This window comes from Acidimicrobiales bacterium, assembly GCA_041394245.1.
Taxonomy (GTDB): domain Bacteria; phylum Actinomycetota; class Acidimicrobiia; order Acidimicrobiales; family Aldehydirespiratoraceae; genus JAJRXC01.
The window spans coordinates 2363973-2381995 of record JAWKIR010000002.1 but is presented as its reverse complement, the minus strand read 5'-3'; the positions used below and the strand labels follow the sequence as shown (position 1 = coordinate 2381995).

Genomic DNA, 18023 nt, shown 5'->3' with positions numbered 1-18023 from the left:
TCGACCGGTCCCGGAGCCACATGAGAGAGACAGCGACACATTTTCGTGGATTTGCGTCACCTCGTCCGCGTCACCTCACCGCGAAGACCGATGCCACCTCTTCGACCTGGGAGCGTGCGGTGTCGAGCAGCTGATCGATCTGCGGCGCGAGCTCGGCCGCCGCCGCGCACCGGGCCGCGAACCTCGTTGGACCCGCTTCGTCATCGACCTCGTGGAACGCGGCGACGAGTTGCGAGGGCGAGCGATCATCGTCGTCGTCGTGATGGGCCTCGACCGCGATCACGAGCTTCTCCGGGAAGTTCCACGTTCGACACATCACCGCCCCCACGGTGGCGTGATCCCACCCGAATCGGTCGTTCTCGGCCTCGACGAGATCCGTGACCGACCCCGAGTACCAGGCGGCCAGCAGCGTGTCGTAGCCGTTGACCTGTTCGGAGAGAACGAGAAGCGCCATGTCCTGGAGGAGCCCGGCCGTGAAGTGCTCCGATCGGCGGGACGGATCGAGCACCAGGGCGACCTGTGATGCCAGTACGGCCCGCAGCGCGGCGGTTCCCCAGAATCGGGGCGCCTCGATCACGGGCGATCTGCTGGTCAGCGAACCGGCGACGGAGTGCCCGATGAGGATCGACTCCACCTGATTCCGGCCGAGCATCACGACGGCACGATCGAGGCTGTCGACCGAGCTCCGCAAGCCGAGCGATGCCGAGTTCGCCAACCGCAGGAAGTGCACAGACAGGCCGGGATCGCGTTCGAGCACGTTGGCGACCTCGGCCATCTTGACGTCCGGATCGGCGAGATGCTGCAGCGCCTCGGCGGCAACCTGGGGGAACGACGGCAGCTCGAACCGATCGAGCAGCTCGGCGACCTGATCCAGCGACGTACCACTCCTCGTTCTACGAAGCAGGCCCATCATTCACCCCTTCTTCCCATCTTGGTTGCGAAGATGCTGAGCAGACCGCCGAGCATCACGTAGCCGAGCACCACCTCGAGCATGACCACGATCTGGGCGGTCTGTGAGGCAGGGACGACGTCGCCGTACCCGAGCGTCGTGAGCGTGACGACGCTGAAGTACACAGAGGAGATCGACGTCTCGTGGCCGCCATAGTCGATCTCGACGAACGAGTAGACCCCGCCGAAGACGAGGGCGAAGAGCACCGTCAACATGCCCCATCGCACGAAACTCCGGCCGCAGTCCGACGTCACCCACCACAGTCGGTACAGCCATTCGTGCATCCGGCCGCGACGACGGAACTCGTGCAGATAGTTCTGGTCGATCGCCTCACGCCGAGCCAGGTACGCGCCCGTGAAGTCGGCGCTCGAGAAGCTCGCGCCGACCCAATCGGCGTGCTCCGCCCCGCGAATTCCGCGGACGACCGTGGCGCTCATCGAGGCGTCGTGGAAGCTCGCGCCGTCGACGGCTGCATCGGTCATGTCGGCGCCCGACAGGTCGGCGCGACTCAGATCGGCGTCCGCCAGGTCGGCACCGATCAGCCGAGCGCCACCGAACCGCGTCGTCCGCAGGTCGGCGCCGCGAAGCGAGGCGTGGCTCAGGCTCGCGTTCGAGAGGTCGGAGCCGAACACCACGGCCCTGTCGAGGGTCGCTCCCCCGAGCGCGGCGTCGGCGGCGTTCGCGACCGAGAGATCCGCTCCGGTGAGGTCGGCGTGGAGGAACCGCGCACCCCGCAGGTCGGCACCGTGGAGGCAGGCACCGACCAGCGACGCTCCGGTGAGGTCGGCATCGCGGAGATCGGCCTCGGTCAGGTCTGCGCCGGCCAGGTCCAGTCGACCGAGGTTCACGCCTCGGAGATCTCGCCCGCGCAGATCCGCGCCCGGGCCGATCCCGTCCTCGACCGCGACGTCAGGATCGTCGGTGGCATGCATGACGACAGCTTCGGCAGGACCGGCCGGGCTACAAGACCGTGAGGACGGTCGAACGCCCGGACCGCTCCGGTTCAGCCGACGGCTCGGCGGACGACCCACCGCCGCATGTCGGCGGCCGACATCGCCTCGCCGTGCACGAGTCCGCACTGGTTGGTCAGGCCGACGGACGACAGTTCGAGCGCCCACGGCGCACTGTCGACCCCGCACACCGTGATCCGGCCGGCCTCTTCGCCGACGAGGCGAAGCAGCTGCTCGACGCGACCCTCGTGCACCATGCCGTCTTCTGCGTCGATGAGATCCCGGGCGGTCACCGACAGACTCTCGAGACGACCGGCGAGGGTCGGCGGAAGCGGGCTCCAGCGTCCCTGGTGACTCACGGCGAGGCCCACGCCGACGCCGAGCCGGTCGAGCGCGGCCACGCACGCGTCGTCGATCGCCGCCGCACCCCAGTGCTCGAACTCGAGGATCAGCTGATCGGCGTCGATGCCGCTCACCTCGAGCAGAAGGCCGATCTGGCCGACCGACCGTGGATCGGTCAGGCGGCCGGGATCGAGCCGAGCCACGACCCGGCGGGCGCTCGCGACCGGCACCGACTCCGCCGCGGCGATCGACCGCATCAGATAGTGGGTCTCGAGGGAGCGTCGCAACCCGAGCGATGCCGCCACCGAACCCAGTGTCTCGGGGTCGCTGGACGACACCTCCGTCCAGTCGTAGGCGGAGCGGACACCCACGATGGTGTCCAGGCGAACGTCGAGCACGGGGATCAACTTGGCCGACAGGAGATCGACGTCGAGTGCGTGCCTGATCTCCGTCTCCACCTCGATGACCCGTCGGGCGTGCTGCATCAGGCGGCTGTCGGCAGCCGCGACCGGCGAGGCGATCTTGCTGTCGAACCGCAGCGCCGCGTCGGCGACCCGGATCAGTTCCTCCCCACCGCAGCGATCGCCGGCGTCGGCGAAACCGACGCCGGCGACGGCATCGATCCGCACCGAGCGAGTCGGAGTCTGCACGGGCACTCGACACAGCGCGACCAGACTCTCCGCCGCCGCGAGTGCGGCGGCGTGATCCGCGCACCGAAAGACGGCGGCGAAGGTGTGCGGGCCGAGACGGGCGAGCGAGAACCCCGTACCGAGATCCGCGGCGGTGAGCCGGCGAAGCACCACGCCGATCGGTTCGGACCAGGCGGCGGGGCCGTCGACCAGCGTGTCGGCGGCGATCCCGCGGAGTTCGACGACGATGGCCGCCATCGGCACCCGCAGCACGCCATCAACCCGTTCCTTCTCCACCATCGCGGCCAGGCCGGTGCCATCGGAGAATCGGCCGACCGGTCGAGCCCGCCGGCCGGCCAGCAATGAGCCGAGCGCGACAGCGAGGCAGAGCAGGCCGGCAACGGTCTCCGAGATCCACCCGGCGAGGAATGCCGAGGCGGTCGCCGCCGTTGCGCCCACGAGCCCCACCACCGTTGCGATGGCGAGGATCGAACCTCCGGCTGTTCGAGCGTGTGCAATGTCCGGCTGGTCAGCCTGACGCAGGTGCATCAGTTCCCCGTTCCTTCCCGATTCGGCGATGACCGCAGCCTCGGCGCGATCCGGGTCTCGGGTCAGATGCCGAACGTCACCGTCGGGCACACCCTTGGTCCACACCGGCCCGGGACACCCGCAGCTCGATCCGAGTACCTTCGGGCGACCCCGCGACACCGACCCGACCCGTCCAACGAGCCGCCCGCGCCTCGAGCCCACGAATGCCGCTCCCCCACGCGTCGGTCGGTTCCTTCCAGGCGCCGTCGTCCTCCACACGGACCACGAACTCGTCCTCCTCGACGACGACGCACACCACGACATGGTCGGCATCGCCGTGGCGCAACGCGTTCGCGATCGCCTCCCAGACGAACGCGACCAGGTCCAGGCCGAACTCGGCCGGGATGTCCGCATCCCCCGTCCGCTCGAACGCCACGGCGCAGTCGGTGAGCTGCCCGATCGTTCGCGTCTCCGCCTCGAGCCGGGCCACGACCGCGCTGACACGATCGGCCGACCCAGCCGACTCGCCGCGGCTGATGGCCCGGAGGGCGCCGACCGCCTGCGTCGCGGTCTCGATGAGGTCATCGACCAGCGGGTCGCCGGCGCGTACCTCGCCCCGGCGGCGCAGCGCGGTCAGGCCTGCCGTCAGGACGAAGAGCTGGGGTACGACGATGTCGTGCAGCTGCCGTCCGATCGAGACGTCGTCGGGACCGGACCAGGCCGAGGCCGGCTCAGCCGACGACATCGCGCTCGCGGGCACCGACCGAGTACCGGCGCATCTCGCGCTGGGCATCCATTCGGGCGGCGAAGACCGCGGCCTCGGCCCGCCGATCGAGGTCGAGCTTGCGCAACAGTCGCGACACGTAGTTCTTCACGGTGCGCTCGCCGAGGAACAGCCGTTCGGCGATCTGGCGATTGCTGAGACCTTCGCCCAGCAGTTCCAGGAGCGACCGCTCGCGATCGGTCAGATGGGCGAGCGGGTCCTCAGGGGTCCCGCCGTTCGCGATCATGGCCAGCATCTGCGGCGTCGCCGCGGTGGAGAAGTGAGCACCGCCGGCGCCGACCGTGCGGAGCGCGGTCAACACGGATTCGGCCGGATCCTGCTTGAGGACGTAGCCGGCGGCACCGGCACGCATCGAGTCGATGAGGAGCTCCTCACCGTCGTAGGCCGTGAGAACGAGCGTCTTCACTCCCCGCTTGGTCGCTGCGGCACACAGCTCGAGGCCATCGCCGTCGGGCAGGTGGACATCGAGCAACAAGACGTCGGGGGTGACCCGATCGAGCAACGAACGGGCCGCGGCGAGCGAGGCGGCCTCACCGACAATGTGGAGGTCGGTCTCGGCGTCGAGCAGGGTGTGCAACGCGAGGCGCACCAGATGGTGATCGTCGACCACCATGACACCGAGGGAGCGAGCACTGTCGGAACCGGTTGTGTTGTCCTGGCAGACGTAGCTGCGAGGTTGTTCCGGGGCTGCGCCCATGTTCTGACCATCCTTGGTGCTTGTGGCCGACGCGCATCATGAGCGTCGGGATTCGGTTTCCCGTGACAGGCAGCTTCGGCCCGACACGTATCTCGATAAGGGGCAGATGGCACGTCATGTGCCACTGGTCCGGCGCGGTGGTGACGAAAGGAACCGCCTCATTGATGCGCTCGGCCCATCTCCCCGGAGGGAGATGGGCCGAGGCGGGTGGGGAGCCCTTCAGAGCGTCAGCGCGCCGGGGAACTAGCGCTTCAGGTTCACGATGTCGGAGAGCAGCTCGTCGCTCGCCGTCACCACTCGGGAGTTCGCCTGGAACCCACGCTGGGCGACGATCAGGTTGGTGAACTCCGAGGCCAGGTCGACGTTCGACATCTCGAGCGTGCCGGAGCTGATCAGGCCACGCCCGCCCACGCCGGCGACGTTGAGCTGCGCCACACCGGAGTTGACCGATGCCCGGAAGTTCGACTCGCCGACCTTCTCGAGGCCCTCGGGGTTGGCGAAGACGGACAGCGAGAACTGGGCGATGGCCCGGTTCCGGCCGTTGCTGTACGAGCCGATCAGCACGCCCTCCTGCGAGACCGACATGGCCTGCAACGAGCCGGCCGCCGAACCGTTCTGGGCGGTCACGGCGACGGTGCCGACCCCGCCGAACTGGGAGACCCGCCCGCCCGAGTGGTCGAGGCTGACGGTGAAGGCTTCGACGCCCGGGATCTGGCCGGCGGCGACGTTCATGTTCAGGTCTGCCGGAGCCGTGAGCACGCCACTGGCGTCGAACGCCAGCACGCTGTCGGTGACCGTGAACGCGGTCGGACTGGCGGGGTCGCCATAGGCCCCGGTGACCGTCCACTCGTCGGCGGCGGTCTTGGTGAACGTGAACGAGGCGAGGGTCGCCTGCCCCTGCGTGTCGAACACCTCGACGCTCGTGGTGTAGGCCTTCCCGATCGGGTCGCCTGTCGGCAGGTTGCCGGTGAGGGACACATCCGTGGTCGGGGTCGGAGGGATCAGGTCGCCGACCGGCACAGAGATGTTGTCGATGGGCGCGTTGGTGTTGATGTTGCCGGCCGCATCGGCCGACCAGCCCTGGACGAGGCCGCCGGTTCCGGTGACGAGCCGGCCATTGGCGTCGAGCGACAGGGAGCCGGCCCGGGTGAAGAGCTGCTCGCCGGCGTTCTGGATGGTGAAGAAGCCGTCGCCACGGATGGCGTAGTCGAGGTCGCGGTCGGTGCGCTGGAGCGCGCCCTGGGCGAAGTTGGTGCTGACCCGGCCGACGGCCACGCCGAGGCCGATCTGGCTGGGGTTCGTGCCACCGATGTCGGCGGTCGGCGCACCGGCGCCGGCGCCCTGGATGGTCTGGCTGAGGATGTCCTGGAACACGACCGAGGAGCCCTTGAAGCCTGCGGTGTTGACGTTGGCGATGTTGTTGCCGACGACGTCGAGCATCGTGCGATGGCTTCGCAGGCCTGAGATGGCGGAGAACATGGATCGGATCATTGTGGGGATTCGCTTTCGTTGGATGGGGAGTTGATGGACTGACTGGGGACTACTGGTTGGGGAGAACCGGCTCGGAAGGGTCCGCCGGTGCCTCCGGTTCGGCGGCGGCAGCGGCCGGTTCGACGGCATCACGGGCCAACACGGCCACCACGTCCTCGACGCGGATCTCCCGCTCACCGACGACGAGCACGATGCCGTAGTCGTCGACCTTGCCCGCCGTCACCTTCGACTCGACGACGTTGCCCAACGAGTCGAGGTACTGGACGGACTTGCCGACGAGATTGCCGATCGTCGCGAGCTCGTCGTTCTTCGTGAGGTTCGCCATGGAGGCGGCGATCTCCTCCAACTTCTCGACGGAGGTGAATTGCGCGGTCTGCGCCATGAACTGCTGGGAGTCGGCCGGCGAGAGCGGGTCCTGATAGCGGAGCTGGGCGATCATGAGCTTCAGGAAGGTGTCCTTCCCGAGGCTCTGCTCACTCGGCTCGGCGACAGCCCCGAAATCGGTGGTCGGGGTCGTTCCGGCGATTGCGGAAATGGTGTCCATGATGTCCTCTCAGAGACGGATGTCGAGGCCCGACGAAACCGTCGGTTCGGGGATGGAGGCGTGCCGTGCGTCGACGAGCTGTTCGCGACGGACCTGGGGGCGGAACTCACGCGTCGGCGAGTCGGAGCGGTCGCGGCCGGAAGCATCGGGGCCGACCTCGAGCGAGCCGGCACGGACACCGGCGTCCCGAAGGTCACTGCGGAGCTCGGGGAGGTTCTTCTCGAGCGCCGAACGCGCCGCCTCGGTCTCGGCCACCGCCCGGACGTGCAGCCGACCATCACGGATCGCGACCTCGAGCTGCACGGCGCCGAGTTCCTCGGGGTGCAGCTGCAACGACAGTCGGTGCGACCCGTCTGCGAGGCGACGCACCTCACGCAGCGCTTCCGCCACCTGCTGGGTCGGGGACGCGTCGGGCACGGGTACCGACGGAGCCGGGAGCACATCGGCGACATCGGTGACCGCTGCATCCGACCTCGGTGCCGGCGTGTTCATCGCGGCGGGCTGCACCGTGGGTTGCGGGCTGTCCGACGCGTGCAGGGCGTCGGCCGAAGCGGCGGGAGCACCTGCATCGACGACCGCGTCGGCGGCCACCGAACCCGAAGGCGACTCGACTGCGTCGACCGCGGGTTCGACCGCAACGGCTTCGGTGGTGTCGGCGGAGCTCGACGGGCTCAGAACGACGGCGGGCCCGGCGGGGACGGACTCGGCGATGGTGGACGCGTCGCCGATCGCGTCGTCGGATTCGACAGCCTCGTTGGCGACCGCAACGGTCGAGACGACCGATGGGTCGGCGACGGTCGACGACAGCGACGGCGCATCGGCGGCATCGGTCACCGGCGCCGGGTCGGAAGCAACCGCGTTCGCGTCGGTCGGAACCGCCGACGTGGCGAGGATCGAGGCGTCCACCACGCCGGTCGACTCATCGATGGCCGGGACTGCGGACGGATCGATCTCGCCGAGGGGCGCCGTGGCCGACGCGGGGACGGCGCCCGTCGAGATCTCGACGGATCCGGGGTCCTGAGCGGACGACAGCGCCGGGTCGGATCGGGTGGGATCGACGGCGACCGTTGCGGCGATCGCTGCGGTCGACGCGAGGGCGAGCTCGGTTCCATCGGGCGACTCGGCATCGGGTACCGCGACCTCATCGACGACGACCTCGGGTACCGCGACCTCTTCTCCGACGACCTCGGGTGCGGCGGCATCGAACGCGGCGGCATCGAACAGCGACGCTGTCTCGGAACGGGGATCCGTGTCGAGCAGGGACTCGGCATCCGACACGGCGTCGGCATCGAGCAACGACTCGGCGCCCGACAGCGACTCGAGGGAGAGCGACGGGTCGGCGTCGATGACCGTCACCGCGGCCTCAGCCGCAGCGGTATCGAGGGGGCCGGCCTCAGCGGTCCCGGCCTCGGCCACCGCCTGCTGTCCACGCGGCGCCGTGCCATCGGGTGCCGTCTCGCCTGCGGCGAGCGCCATGGCCGCAGCGAACTCCGCGGGGGCGGCGGCGGATGGGGTCGACGCGGACTGCGCCGACGGGAGCACGGCGGCCATGAGGCCATCGATTTCGATCACTGGTTGCTTCCTTGGCTTGAAGGGGTGAGCCCGGCCGCTGCGAGCACTCTCGGCACGTAGGCCTGTGTCTCGGCGAACGGGGGAATGCCGCCGTGTCGCTGCACGGCACCGGGGCCGGCGTTGTAGGCGGCGAGGGCGAGTTCGAGCGAGCCGAAGCGGCGCAGGTTCTGCGAGAGATAGCGGGCCGCACCGTCGATCGCCGAGGCGGGATCGAACGAATCGACACCCATGTCGGCCGCGGTGGCCGGCATGAACTGCATCAGGCCCTGCGCGCCGGCTGGGCTGACGGCGTTGGGGTCGAAGGCGGACTCGGTCTTCGCGACCGCGGCGAGCACCGACGGTTGGATGCCATGCGCGGCGCCGGCGGCCCGGAAGAGGTCCGCGAAGGGAACGTCGCTCGCGAGTGTCCCGTCCGGGTCGACGACCGATCCCACGTAGCCGGGGTTGATCGATGGGGTGGACGTCGTCGCGAGCCCGGCGCCGGTCGTCGACCCCGTCGCCGTGCTGACACTCTGGAGGGTTTCGCCGAACATGTAGGCGTCGGCCGAATTGCCCAGGCGAAGACCGGACACGCCGAAACGCGCCTCCAGTTCGAGCACCCGCTCGGGAATAGGCATCGCCGGCATCGAGAAGCTCATGTCGTGGGCCTCCCGATGCGGCCGACGATCGCGTCGTCGGTCTGGCGCGCCGTCTCGAGGGCGTCCTTGGCCTCAGCGGCGGCACGGTCGTTCTCCTCGAGGCGTTCGAGCCCCTTGAGACGAACCGCGGCGCGGGACCACTCCCGGCGGATCTCGACCACCGTGTTCATCGCGGATGCTTCGGCCGCCCGGGCCGCGAGCGTGGCCGGCGCCGTCATCTCGACGAGGGCGTCGAGATGGCTCCGACGAGCGGGCGGCTGGGCTCCGGACAGCACCGACTCGAGGGCTTCGGTCCGCTGACGAACCTCCTCGGAGAGCTCGGCCGCCTTGGCCATGCTCTGCGCAAGCTGAATGCGGGCGGCCTCTTCCTGGCGGCGGCGCAGATCGAGCAATCGACGCAGGCGGTGCGGAGTGCGGCTCACGATGCCACCCCCTGCGGCGTGATCCCGACGGCCGCTCGCAGTTCACTCCACACCCGGTCGAACGGCACCGGTTCGTGACTGTCCTGCTGGAGGAACGCGAGCACGTGCTCGCGACGGGCGATGGCGAGGTCGGTGCGGGAGTTCGACCCCGGGACGTAGGCACCCACTTCGATCAGGTCCCTCGACTCCTCGTAGGAGGCGAGTTGCTCGCGGAGCTGACGGGCGAGCCCCTGCTGGTCGGCGGTGGTGACCGCGTTCATCACGCGGGAGACCGACGCCAGAACGTCGATCGAGGGAAAGTGTCCACGCTGAGCGAGCGCCCGGGTCAAGACGATGTGGCCGTCGAGGATGCCGCGCACGGCGTCCGCGACCGGGTCGTTCATGTCGTCGCCCTCCACCAGCACCGTGTAGAAGGCGGTGATACTGCCTCGCGGTCCGGCGCCGGCTCGTTCCAGCAGACGAGGAAGCGCAGAGAGGACGGACGGCGGGTAGCCGCGACTGGCCGGGAACTCTCCTGCCGCCAGCCCGATCTCGCGCTGCGCCATGGCGAAGCGGGTGATGCTGTCCACGAGCAGGAGGACGTCCTTGCCGGCGTCACGGAAACTCTCGGCGATACGGGTGGCGCTCTGGGCCGCGGTGAGACGCATGAGCGCCGGCTCGTCGCCGGTGGCCACGACCACGACGGACTTCGCCAGACCCTCGGGGCCGAGGTCGTTCTCGAGGAACTCGCGGACCTCACGGCCGCGTTCCCCGACGAGTCCGATGACCACCACGTCGGCAGTCGCCTCGCGGACCATCATGGACAGCAGCGTGGACTTGCCCACGCCGGATCCGGCGAAGATGCCGATGCGCTGGCCACGCCCACAAGTGATCGCCGCGTCGATGGCCCGCACCCCTACCGCCATCGGCTGCGTGATCCGTTGGCGACGCAACGGATGCGGCGCTCGCTCGTCCAACTCCACCAGCTCCATGGCACCGAACGCAGGACCGTCATCGATCGGTGTGCCGAGTGCGTCGACCACGCGGCCGAGCAACTCCGGTCCGACCGCCAATCGCGGCGGTCCCCCCGGGGCGGAGGCGAGCTGTCCGCAACGCAGACCATCGAGCTCGCCGTAGGCGCTGACCACCACGGAGTCGTCGTGGAGCGCGACGACCAGGCCGGAGAGCGGACCCTTGTCGGTCTCGACCATCACGAGGTCGCCGATGGCCGCGTCCAATCCGGCAACCTCGAAACCGTTGCCCAGCACCCGGCGCACCGTCCCGAGCCGGATCGGACGCGCCGCTTCGCACGCTCGCATCCAGTGCGTTGCCGCAGTCGGGTCGGTGAGGAGGCTCACGAGAGCACCTCCCGCACCCGCTCGATGGCGGCGGCGATCGAGATGTCGGCGAGTCCTCCGCCGGATTCTGCGGCAGCGGCGCCGCGAGCGAGTCCGGGGTCGGGGACGATGGTGACGTCGGGATGATCCGACGCGCCGATCAGCGCGGCGTCGGCCGGGTGCATGCGGATCCGCACCGGCTCGGCGCCGCAGCGCAGCGCAAGGGCCCGAGCGATCACGTCACTCCCCGGTTCGATCTCTGCGAGCTGACGCCCGAGGAGCACTTCGGCCAGTTCGACGGCGAGCGCGACCGCGAGCTGTTCGACCTCGCCCCGAGCGAAGTCGAGGCGCTGCTGGTAGTCGGCGACGAGGGCGCTCAGCGCGCCGAGTGCAGACGCCACCGCCGCTTCCGACGTGGCCCGGCCTTCCTCCCGGCCGACTGCGAAGCCTTCTTCTCGTCCGGCACGGAATCCTTCGAGACGGGCCTCGGCCGGGGCATCGCGACGACCGATGATCGAGAGGTTGGGGATGGGTTCGGCGGCAGCGCCCTCCACCCGGATCGACGCACGATGATCACGCAATGAGTGCATCGTTCCCCCTGCTGATCATGATCTCGCCCGACTGCTCCAGCTGACCGATCAACGCCACGATCGCGGCCTGCGCGGCTTCGACGTCGGCCGCCCGCACCGGCCCGAGGAGTTCGATCTCCTCGACGAGGTTCTGCGCGGCACGCTGCGAGAGGTTGTCGGTGATCTTGCGCTGCACCTCGGGTCGAACACCCTTGAGCGCCATCGGGAGCAGCTTCGAGTCGACGCTGCGGAGCACCGACTGGATGGCTCGATCGTCGAGCGAGGCGATGTCCTCGAACACGAAGAGTCGGCGACGGACCTCGATGGCCAGCTCCTCGTCGTGTTGGGCCAACGCTTCGAGCACTTCCCGCTCGGTCCCGCGGTCCGACCGGTTGAGCAGGGCGACGAGGGTGTTGATGCCGCCCACGCCGTACTGCCGCTTGAAGGCATCGGGGCCGATGCGCTCGCGGAGTCCGACCTCGATCTTCTCGATCAGGTCGGGCGAGGGCTCACCGAGCTCGCCGATGCGGATGCCCACGAGTTGTTGGTACTCCTCGGGAAGGGCCCGGAGCACGGCGGCTGCCGCGTCGGGATCGAGGAACGACATCACGATGGCGGCCGTCTGCGGGTTCTCACGCTGCAGGATCGCCGCCAGGTCGTCGGGGGCGACCGGGGCGAGCCATGCGAAGGGCGGCGCGATGACACCCTTGTCCATCAGGGCGAAGATCTCCTCGACCCGGGCCGGCTCGACCGTGTTCTCGAGAAGAGCACGAGCCTGGTCGATGCCGCCCCGCGTCCACTGCACATCCTGGCGTCGGGTGTCACTGAAGACCTCGACGATCTCGGCGACCGTCTCCTGCTCGACCACGTGCAGGGCGGCGATCTCCGTGATGATCTCACTGACCTCGTCGTCACGGAGCTGCTTGAGCACCCGGGCGGCCTGCTCCTGATCGAGGCTCAACAGGAGGATGGCGGCCTTCTCGGCGCCGGTGAGTTCGTGGAGGCGGCTCATCGGGCGACCGCCCGTCGGTCGGCGAGCCACGTTCGGAGCAACCTGGCCACTTCATCGGGCTGTTGGTCGACGAGGGCCCGCAGCTCTTCTTCGGGGGTCATCGCATGTGTCTCCGCTGCGGGTCGACCCGAGGTGCCTGCGGCGGCCGGAGCCGCCGCCATGACCGGTCGGGCCGCGCCCGCCGTCAGGCTGTTGGTCAGGGTCACGAGGTCGAGTTCCTCGATCTCCTCCGTGGCCCGACGCCCCCGCCAGAGCTGCACACCGGCAACGGCGACGATCAGGACGCCGAGCACGCCGAGCACGATCGTGCGGATCATGCCGTCGGACGAAGTGGCTGCAGCGCCGGACGCCATCTGTTCGACGCTCACGGCGAGGGCGTCCTCGATGGTCGTGTCGAACGTCAACCGGCTGACGGCCAGCGTGTCGCCTCGGTCGAGATCGATCCCTGCGGCGGTGGCGACGAGTGCCTCGATCTCCGCGAGCTGATCCGCGGAGCTCGAACTCTCGTCGATGAGCACGGCGACGTTGAGCCGCTGGACGTCGCCACCGGAGTCCTCGGTCGTCGTGATGGAACTGTCGACGGCATAGTTGCGTTCGATGTCGCTGCTGTTGAAGGTCGATTCGTTGGACGCACCGATCCCATCCTCGTTGCCGCCGAGGATCCCGCCGTCGCCGTCGCTCTGGTTGGTGGAGTAGCTCTCGTTCGCCAGTCGCTCGCTCGTGGCCAGCCGACCTTCGCCCTCACCGACGACGGATGGCGTGTGGACCTCCGAGACCGTGCTGGAGGCATCCCAGTCCATCTCGGCGGAGACGGTCGCCATGACGTTGCCCGGACCGACGACGGCGGTGAGCATGGTCTGGATCTGCGACGCCAGTGCCTGTTCGAACGCCCGGGTCTGGTTCGTGGCGCCGCCGGCACCGGCTCGTTCGAAGGCCGTCTGGCCGGGGGCGGCGAGCACGAGGCCGGTCTGGTCGGCGACCGTCACGGCATCGACCCGGAGTCCCTCGACGCTGCCGGCGACGAGGTTCACGATGGCCTGGACCTGTTCGGCGGCCAGGGTCGAATCGGTTTCGACGAGCACACTCGCCGTGGCGTGGATGTCATCGGCGGCGAAGAGGTCGTCCTGCGGGATGACGAGGTGCACGCTGGCCGCGTTGACCGCATCGATGCTGCGGATAGTGGCGGCCAGTTCCCCCTCGAGGGCCCGCTGGAACGCGATGCGCTGCTGGAACTGCGTCGACGTGATCCCCTGGTTGTCGAGGAGCGAGTAGCCCTCCGACCCACCGTTGGGAAGACCTTCCGTGCTGAGGTCGAGGCGGAGCTCGTAGACCTGGTCACGCGGCACCAGGACGGTGCGGCCGCGATCGGCGAGCTCGTAGGAGACGCCCATCGAATCGAGCTGGTCCACGATCGCGGCGGCGTCCGCCGTCTCGAGGTCGGCATAGAGCGGGGCCATGTCGGTGGTCGACGCCCAGGTCCCGAAGAACCAGAGCCCACCCAGGACGGCCGCGAAAACGGCGCCCATGGTGACCTTCTGCACGGCGGTGAAACCCGCCGTCACTTCCCCGGCTCGCGCCCTGAACTGTTCGATCACTTCATCCACCCACTGGTTCGTAGAACGACTCGTGCTGCATCACTCGGATCACTGGCTGCACCCGCGACGGACGGCATCAGACCTGCATCCGCATGATGTCGTTGAAGGCCTCGACGGCCTTGTTGCGCACCGCCACCGTCACCTGGGTGGCGAGCTGGGCCTCGGTTGCGGCCACCAGATAGTCGGTGACCGATTCGAGTTCCCCGGTTGCGGCCCGGTTGGCCATCTGGTCGGCCGTGCCGTGCAACCGGTCGAGTTCGTCCAACGCCTTGGTGATGGACGATCCGAATTCGCCACTGGCGGCGCCCGCCTTGCCCGCCGTTCCGGCCGCGCCCGCCGCGCCGGTGCCAGTGACCGGTGCAGCCCCGCCGGCCGCACCAATACCTCCGATCGCGCCGATCATCGGCCGATCTCCAGTGCTCGCAGATACGCATCTCGGGCCCGTTCGAACACCGAGACGTTGGCCTGATACGAACGCTGCGCGACGATCAGGTGGGTCATCTGCTGTCCGAGATCCATGTCCGGGGCCCGTACGAGCCCGTCGTCGTCGGCGAGGGGATGATCGGGGTCGTAACGCAGCTGGCCCTCGGCATCGCCGAGACGGATGCCGGCGACCCGGGCGCCGTCGCCGATCTGCCCACCCTCGCCGCCGACGCTCTGTGCGACCACCATGCGCTGGCGGAACGCCTCGTCGTCGGTCGAGCGGACGGTGTTGACGTTGGCGATGTTGTCGGCGATCGCGTCGATCCAGGTCTGGTACACGTCCATACCGCTGGCGGTGACGGCGAGGCTTCCGAACATGCTCATCAGGCGTTCCCGACTGCCGTGCGGACGAGACCGAACTTGTCGTTCATCGCCCGGATCAGGAGTTCCTGTGTGAGGGCGGTCTCGGTGAGGCCGACCATCTCCTGGCCGACGTTGACGTTGTTGCCGTTGGCCCGGCCGGGAGCATCGGAGATCGAGACATCGGGGGTGACGTCGGGGACACCGCCCCGATCCATCGCCCGGCGCAGCTCCGACTCGAACTCGACGGAGCGGGCCTTGTAGCCGGGGGTCTCGACGTTCGCGATGTTGGCCTCGTGGGCGCTCCGACGGGCGTCGAGCGCGTCGAGCGCGGCGTGCAGACCGGCAGTCGTGGCGTCGCCGATCATCATCGGACCTTCACCTCGCTCCGTTGTGGAGTCCACACCATCACGTACATCACGGATCACCTTGAGAGATGTCCCGGCCGTCCATGGCAGGCGATGAGCAGTCCGTGCTCGAGCCGCAGTATCGGGGGCTCCACCGATGAGATGAGAAAGGTCATCTCGTTGGGGCCGGATGGCCCATTCCGTATGGGCCGAACGGCCCAGTGGTCTATGCCGAGGTGTCGAGTACGCGCGGCGCCGGAGCGGGGGCCTCGCGGCGCGGCCGCCGCAGACTCTCGATCTCGCCCCGCCGCGCACCCGCATGCCGACCAATCGTTGCTCGGCGGCGGCGAGGTCACGCAGCAGGACACGGGCCCGCTCCAGGTCGCCGGCGTCGAGCGAGAGCCCGGACAGGTCCGGAGGTTCGGGAAGCGGCTGCTCCTGCTCGTCCGACAACGTCAACGCGGCGAGCGCGTCGAGATGCTCCTGGATCAGCCCCAGGGCGTCGGCCGTCATGCCGTCACCGTGTCGGGTTGGATCGAGACGTAGGCCTCGCGCCACGACGCCGTGAGGTCGTCGATCAGCTTCGCGGCCTCGTCCAGCGGACGCAGGTCGGAGCCGATGTTGGCCTTCATGAGCAACCGGAGCAGATAGTCGTAGATCGCGAGCAGACGCTCGGCCCCCGGCCACACATCGACCTGGAGTGAGTAGGCGAGCTCCTCGATGATCTCCTGCGCGTGGACGAGGGTGCGATTTCGCGTCTCGTGATCGCGCGCCACGATCGCCGCACGAGCCTCGGTGAGGTCGCGTCGCGCCCGTTCGTAGAGGAGGATGACGAGACGTTCCGGGGAGACGGACTGCATGCCGTCGGTCTGGAATCGTCGCCGAAGGTCATCGGATCGCATCGGTCAGGGGTCTTTCTGCTATCCGGCGGATGGGGTCGACAGGCTGTTGATCTGGCCCGTGAGCCAGGTGCTCTGCGACTGCAGCTGGGCGAGGGATGTCTCCAGCCGGCTGTAGGTCATGCGGAGAAGCCGCTCACGCAGCTCGAGACGCACATCCCACTTGGCCGCCTGTTGGCCGAGGTCCTCGACGCGGGCCTTCTCGGAATCCTCGGCACCGCGGAGGTATCCGGTGCCGAACCCGACGGCGTCGTCGACCTCGGCGAGGATCCGACCGATGGCCGAATCCTGCTCGCTGTCGAAGTCCACCGAGAACAGCCGTTCGACGGCAGCCGGGTCGGCGTCGTAGGCGTCGAGGAACTCCTGCTTTTCGAACGTGAACGTACCGTCGTTCTGGATCTTGACGCCGGCGAGCCCGAGCGTGCTGAGCGTGGCGCCGGCGACGGGCGAGATCAAGGCTCGCGTGAGGTCGTCGCGGGCACGGCGGACCGTGCTGTCACCGGTGAGCAGGGCCGCCTTCTCGGTCTCGCTGTCGTAGGCCGAACTCTCCGCCAGTCCCTTCAGCACGTTATTGATCGCGGAGACCAGCTTGCCGACACGCTCGGCGAGTCCTTCGGCGTTGCGGGTGACGTCGATGGTGATCGTCTCGGCCGGCGTTCCCTGCAAGGTGACGTCGACACCCGGAAGGAGGTCCGTGAAGGTGTCGGCCGACGACCTGACGGTGTACGGCACGACGCCCTGGATCTGGAGAACGGCGTCCTGCCCACTCGTCAGCGTGGTGAACCCGCTGCCCAGACCCGTGAACATGCCGAGGTCGAGATCGATGGCGCTGTCGTCGCCGGTCTCGGTCGCGGTGAGCTGCAGGCGGTACTCGCCCTCGTCGACCTTCACGATCGCCGCCTTCGTACCGAGCCCCTTGGCCCGATTCACCGCGGTCACGACCTCGGAGAGCGAACCGGTCCCGAACGAGATCTGCTCGACCTCTCCCGTTCCGGAACGCAACGGTCCCGAGACGGTGGCCGTGATGGTTCCGGTGCCGGCATCGAGCACGACCTCGGTGTCGGCGTCGGTGTTGGTGATGATCGTCTCGACGCCGTTGACGCTGACGACACCGTCCGTGCCGGTCAGCGCGACGAGGTCGTCGGTGAGCCCGATGTCGCCGTTCAGATCCCCACCGGTGACCTGGATCGTCGCTTCGCTGCCCTCACGGATCGTGATGAACTCGATCTGGTTGACCTGGTTCAGCCGCGCCTTCACCTTGCCGACGAAGTCCGGCTCGGCCGAGATCGCTGCGTTGACGGCGCTGATCAGGTCCTCGCGGGTCTCGTAGGTCCCATCGGCGACGTCGAGGGTGCGTTGGACGCCGTTCACCGCGAGCTGGATCTCGTCGTTGGCCGCGCTGATCGTCAGCGTCTCCGGAACCGCAGTGTCGCCGACGGTCACCGCCGCGTTGGACTCGCCGGTGACCTCGAACGTCTGCACGCCCTCGGCGAGGCTGTCGCCGACGAGCGCCGAGAAGCCGAGTCCTTCGAAGCTGCCGGCGGAGAAGACGCTGCCGCCGGCCGCGACCACGTCGTCGAGCGACGTCAGCGTGTCGGTCGAGTAGACCGCGTGGGCAGCCGCACGCTGCTGCACGACGAAACTGATGGTCCCGGTGATGCTGCCGCTCGTGGCGGCCACGGCAACCTGGTCGCTGCTGCTCGATGCGGTGAGCGCGGCCCAGTCGTCCGGGAGGTCCAGCGCCTGGGCGGCCGACTTGACGGCGTCGTAGCGACCCCGAAGGTCGGCGAAGACATCGGCCCGGGCTTCTGCGAGCGCCTGCTTCGCGAGGAGCTGGTTCTGCGGAATCCGCTCGGCGGCGAGCAGCTGATTGATGATCGACGTCGTATCGAGGCCTGTGATCAGTCCGTCGATGCTCGTCATGTCGTCATCATCGCTTTCGTCGAATCTCGGGGA

The 18023-nt window shown here is 68.8% G+C and carries 19 protein-coding genes; all 19 read right to left on the bottom strand.

The annotated features are described in order from the left end of the window. Positions 1–70: 70 nt before the first annotated feature. The 19 genes from R2707_11845 to fliD all read right to left on the bottom strand — a co-directional run bounded on the left by R2707_11845 (position 71) and on the right by fliD (position 17990). Positions 71–910, bottom strand: coding sequence for an HDOD domain-containing protein (locus tag R2707_11845; GenBank protein MEZ5245785.1), 840 nt, complete (start codon positions 908–910; stop codon positions 71–73). Continuing rightward, positions 910–1881, bottom strand: coding sequence for a pentapeptide repeat-containing protein (locus R2707_11840; GenBank protein MEZ5245784.1), 972 nt, complete (start codon positions 1879–1881; stop codon positions 910–912). Before R2707_11840 ends, R2707_11845 begins: the two co-directional genes overlap by 1 nt. 71 nt (positions 1882–1952) lie before the next feature. Further along, on the bottom strand, positions 1953–3419 hold the full coding sequence (locus R2707_11835; protein ID MEZ5245783.1) for a hypothetical protein: 1467 nt from the start codon (positions 3417–3419) through the stop codon (positions 1953–1955). A 76-nt stretch (positions 3420–3495) separates the two neighbouring features. Further along, positions 3496–4143 carry an ATP-binding protein gene (locus R2707_11830; protein MEZ5245782.1) on the bottom strand — a complete coding sequence of 216 codons (648 nt, stop codon included), beginning with the start codon at positions 4141–4143 and terminating at the stop codon, positions 3496–3498. Continuing rightward, positions 4130–4879 carry a response regulator transcription factor gene (locus tag R2707_11825; protein ID MEZ5245781.1) on the bottom strand — a complete coding sequence of 250 codons (750 nt, stop codon included), beginning with the start codon at positions 4877–4879 and terminating at the stop codon, positions 4130–4132. Before R2707_11825 ends, R2707_11830 begins: the two co-directional genes overlap by 14 nt. A gap of 243 nt (positions 4880–5122) precedes the next feature. Beyond that, the gene (locus R2707_11820) at positions 5123–6358 is read right to left on the bottom strand and encodes a flagellar hook protein FlgE (GenBank protein MEZ5245780.1); all 1236 of its coding nucleotides are present in this window, start codon (positions 6356–6358) and stop codon (positions 5123–5125) included. A 61-nt stretch (positions 6359–6419) separates the two neighbouring features. Next, entirely contained in the window at positions 6420–6914 is a 495-nt protein-coding gene (locus R2707_11815; protein ID MEZ5245779.1) for a flagellar hook capping FlgD N-terminal domain-containing protein, read from the bottom strand. A 9-nt stretch (positions 6915–6923) separates the two neighbouring features. Continuing rightward, the gene (locus R2707_11810; protein MEZ5245778.1) at positions 6924–8486 is read right to left on the bottom strand and encodes a flagellar hook-length control protein FliK; all 1563 of its coding nucleotides are present in this window, start codon (positions 8484–8486) and stop codon (positions 6924–6926) included. Beyond that, complete coding sequence (locus R2707_11805) at positions 8483–9124, bottom strand: lytic transglycosylase domain-containing protein (GenBank protein MEZ5245777.1); 642 nt, start codon at positions 9122–9124, stop codon at positions 8483–8485. The genes R2707_11810 and R2707_11805 overlap by 4 nt, the downstream gene beginning before the upstream one ends. Then, positions 9121–9546 (bottom strand): hypothetical protein, encoded by a 426-nt coding sequence (locus R2707_11800; protein ID MEZ5245776.1) that lies wholly within the window; start codon positions 9544–9546, stop codon positions 9121–9123. The genes R2707_11805 and R2707_11800 overlap by 4 nt, the downstream gene beginning before the upstream one ends. Continuing rightward, positions 9543–10883, bottom strand: coding sequence for a FliI/YscN family ATPase (locus R2707_11795; GenBank protein MEZ5245775.1), 1341 nt, complete (start codon positions 10881–10883; stop codon positions 9543–9545). Before R2707_11795 ends, R2707_11800 begins: the two co-directional genes overlap by 4 nt. Beyond that, positions 10880–11452, bottom strand: coding sequence for a FliH/SctL family protein (locus R2707_11790; GenBank protein ID MEZ5245774.1), 573 nt, complete (start codon positions 11450–11452; stop codon positions 10880–10882). Before R2707_11790 ends, R2707_11795 begins: the two co-directional genes overlap by 4 nt. Beyond that, positions 11436–12443 carry a flagellar motor switch protein FliG gene (gene fliG / locus R2707_11785; protein MEZ5245773.1) on the bottom strand — a complete coding sequence of 336 codons (1008 nt, stop codon included), beginning with the start codon at positions 12441–12443 and terminating at the stop codon, positions 11436–11438. Before fliG ends, R2707_11790 begins: the two co-directional genes overlap by 17 nt. After that, positions 12440–14047 carry a flagellar basal-body MS-ring/collar protein FliF gene (gene fliF / locus R2707_11780; protein ID MEZ5245772.1) on the bottom strand — a complete coding sequence of 536 codons (1608 nt, stop codon included), beginning with the start codon at positions 14045–14047 and terminating at the stop codon, positions 12440–12442. The genes fliG and fliF overlap by 4 nt, the downstream gene beginning before the upstream one ends. Before the next feature lie 67 nt (positions 14048–14114). Further along, entirely contained in the window at positions 14115–14441 is a 327-nt protein-coding gene (locus tag R2707_11775) for a flagellar hook-basal body complex protein FliE (GenBank protein MEZ5245771.1), read from the bottom strand. Continuing rightward, positions 14438–14845, bottom strand: a complete 408-nt coding sequence (flgC, locus tag R2707_11770) for a flagellar basal body rod protein FlgC (GenBank protein ID MEZ5245770.1) — start codon at positions 14843–14845, stop codon at positions 14438–14440. The genes R2707_11775 and flgC overlap by 4 nt, the downstream gene beginning before the upstream one ends. After that, positions 14845–15681 (bottom strand): hypothetical protein, encoded by an 837-nt coding sequence (locus R2707_11765; GenBank protein ID MEZ5245769.1) that lies wholly within the window; start codon positions 15679–15681, stop codon positions 14845–14847. Before R2707_11765 ends, flgC begins: the two co-directional genes overlap by 1 nt. Next, entirely contained in the window at positions 15678–16070 is a 393-nt protein-coding gene (gene fliS, locus R2707_11760; protein ID MEZ5245768.1) for a flagellar export chaperone FliS, read from the bottom strand. The genes R2707_11765 and fliS overlap by 4 nt, the downstream gene beginning before the upstream one ends. Before the next feature lie 18 nt (positions 16071–16088). Further along, the gene (gene fliD, locus R2707_11755; GenBank protein ID MEZ5245767.1) at positions 16089–17990 is read right to left on the bottom strand and encodes a flagellar filament capping protein FliD; all 1902 of its coding nucleotides are present in this window, start codon (positions 17988–17990) and stop codon (positions 16089–16091) included. Positions 17991–18023: the final 33 nt, after the last annotated feature.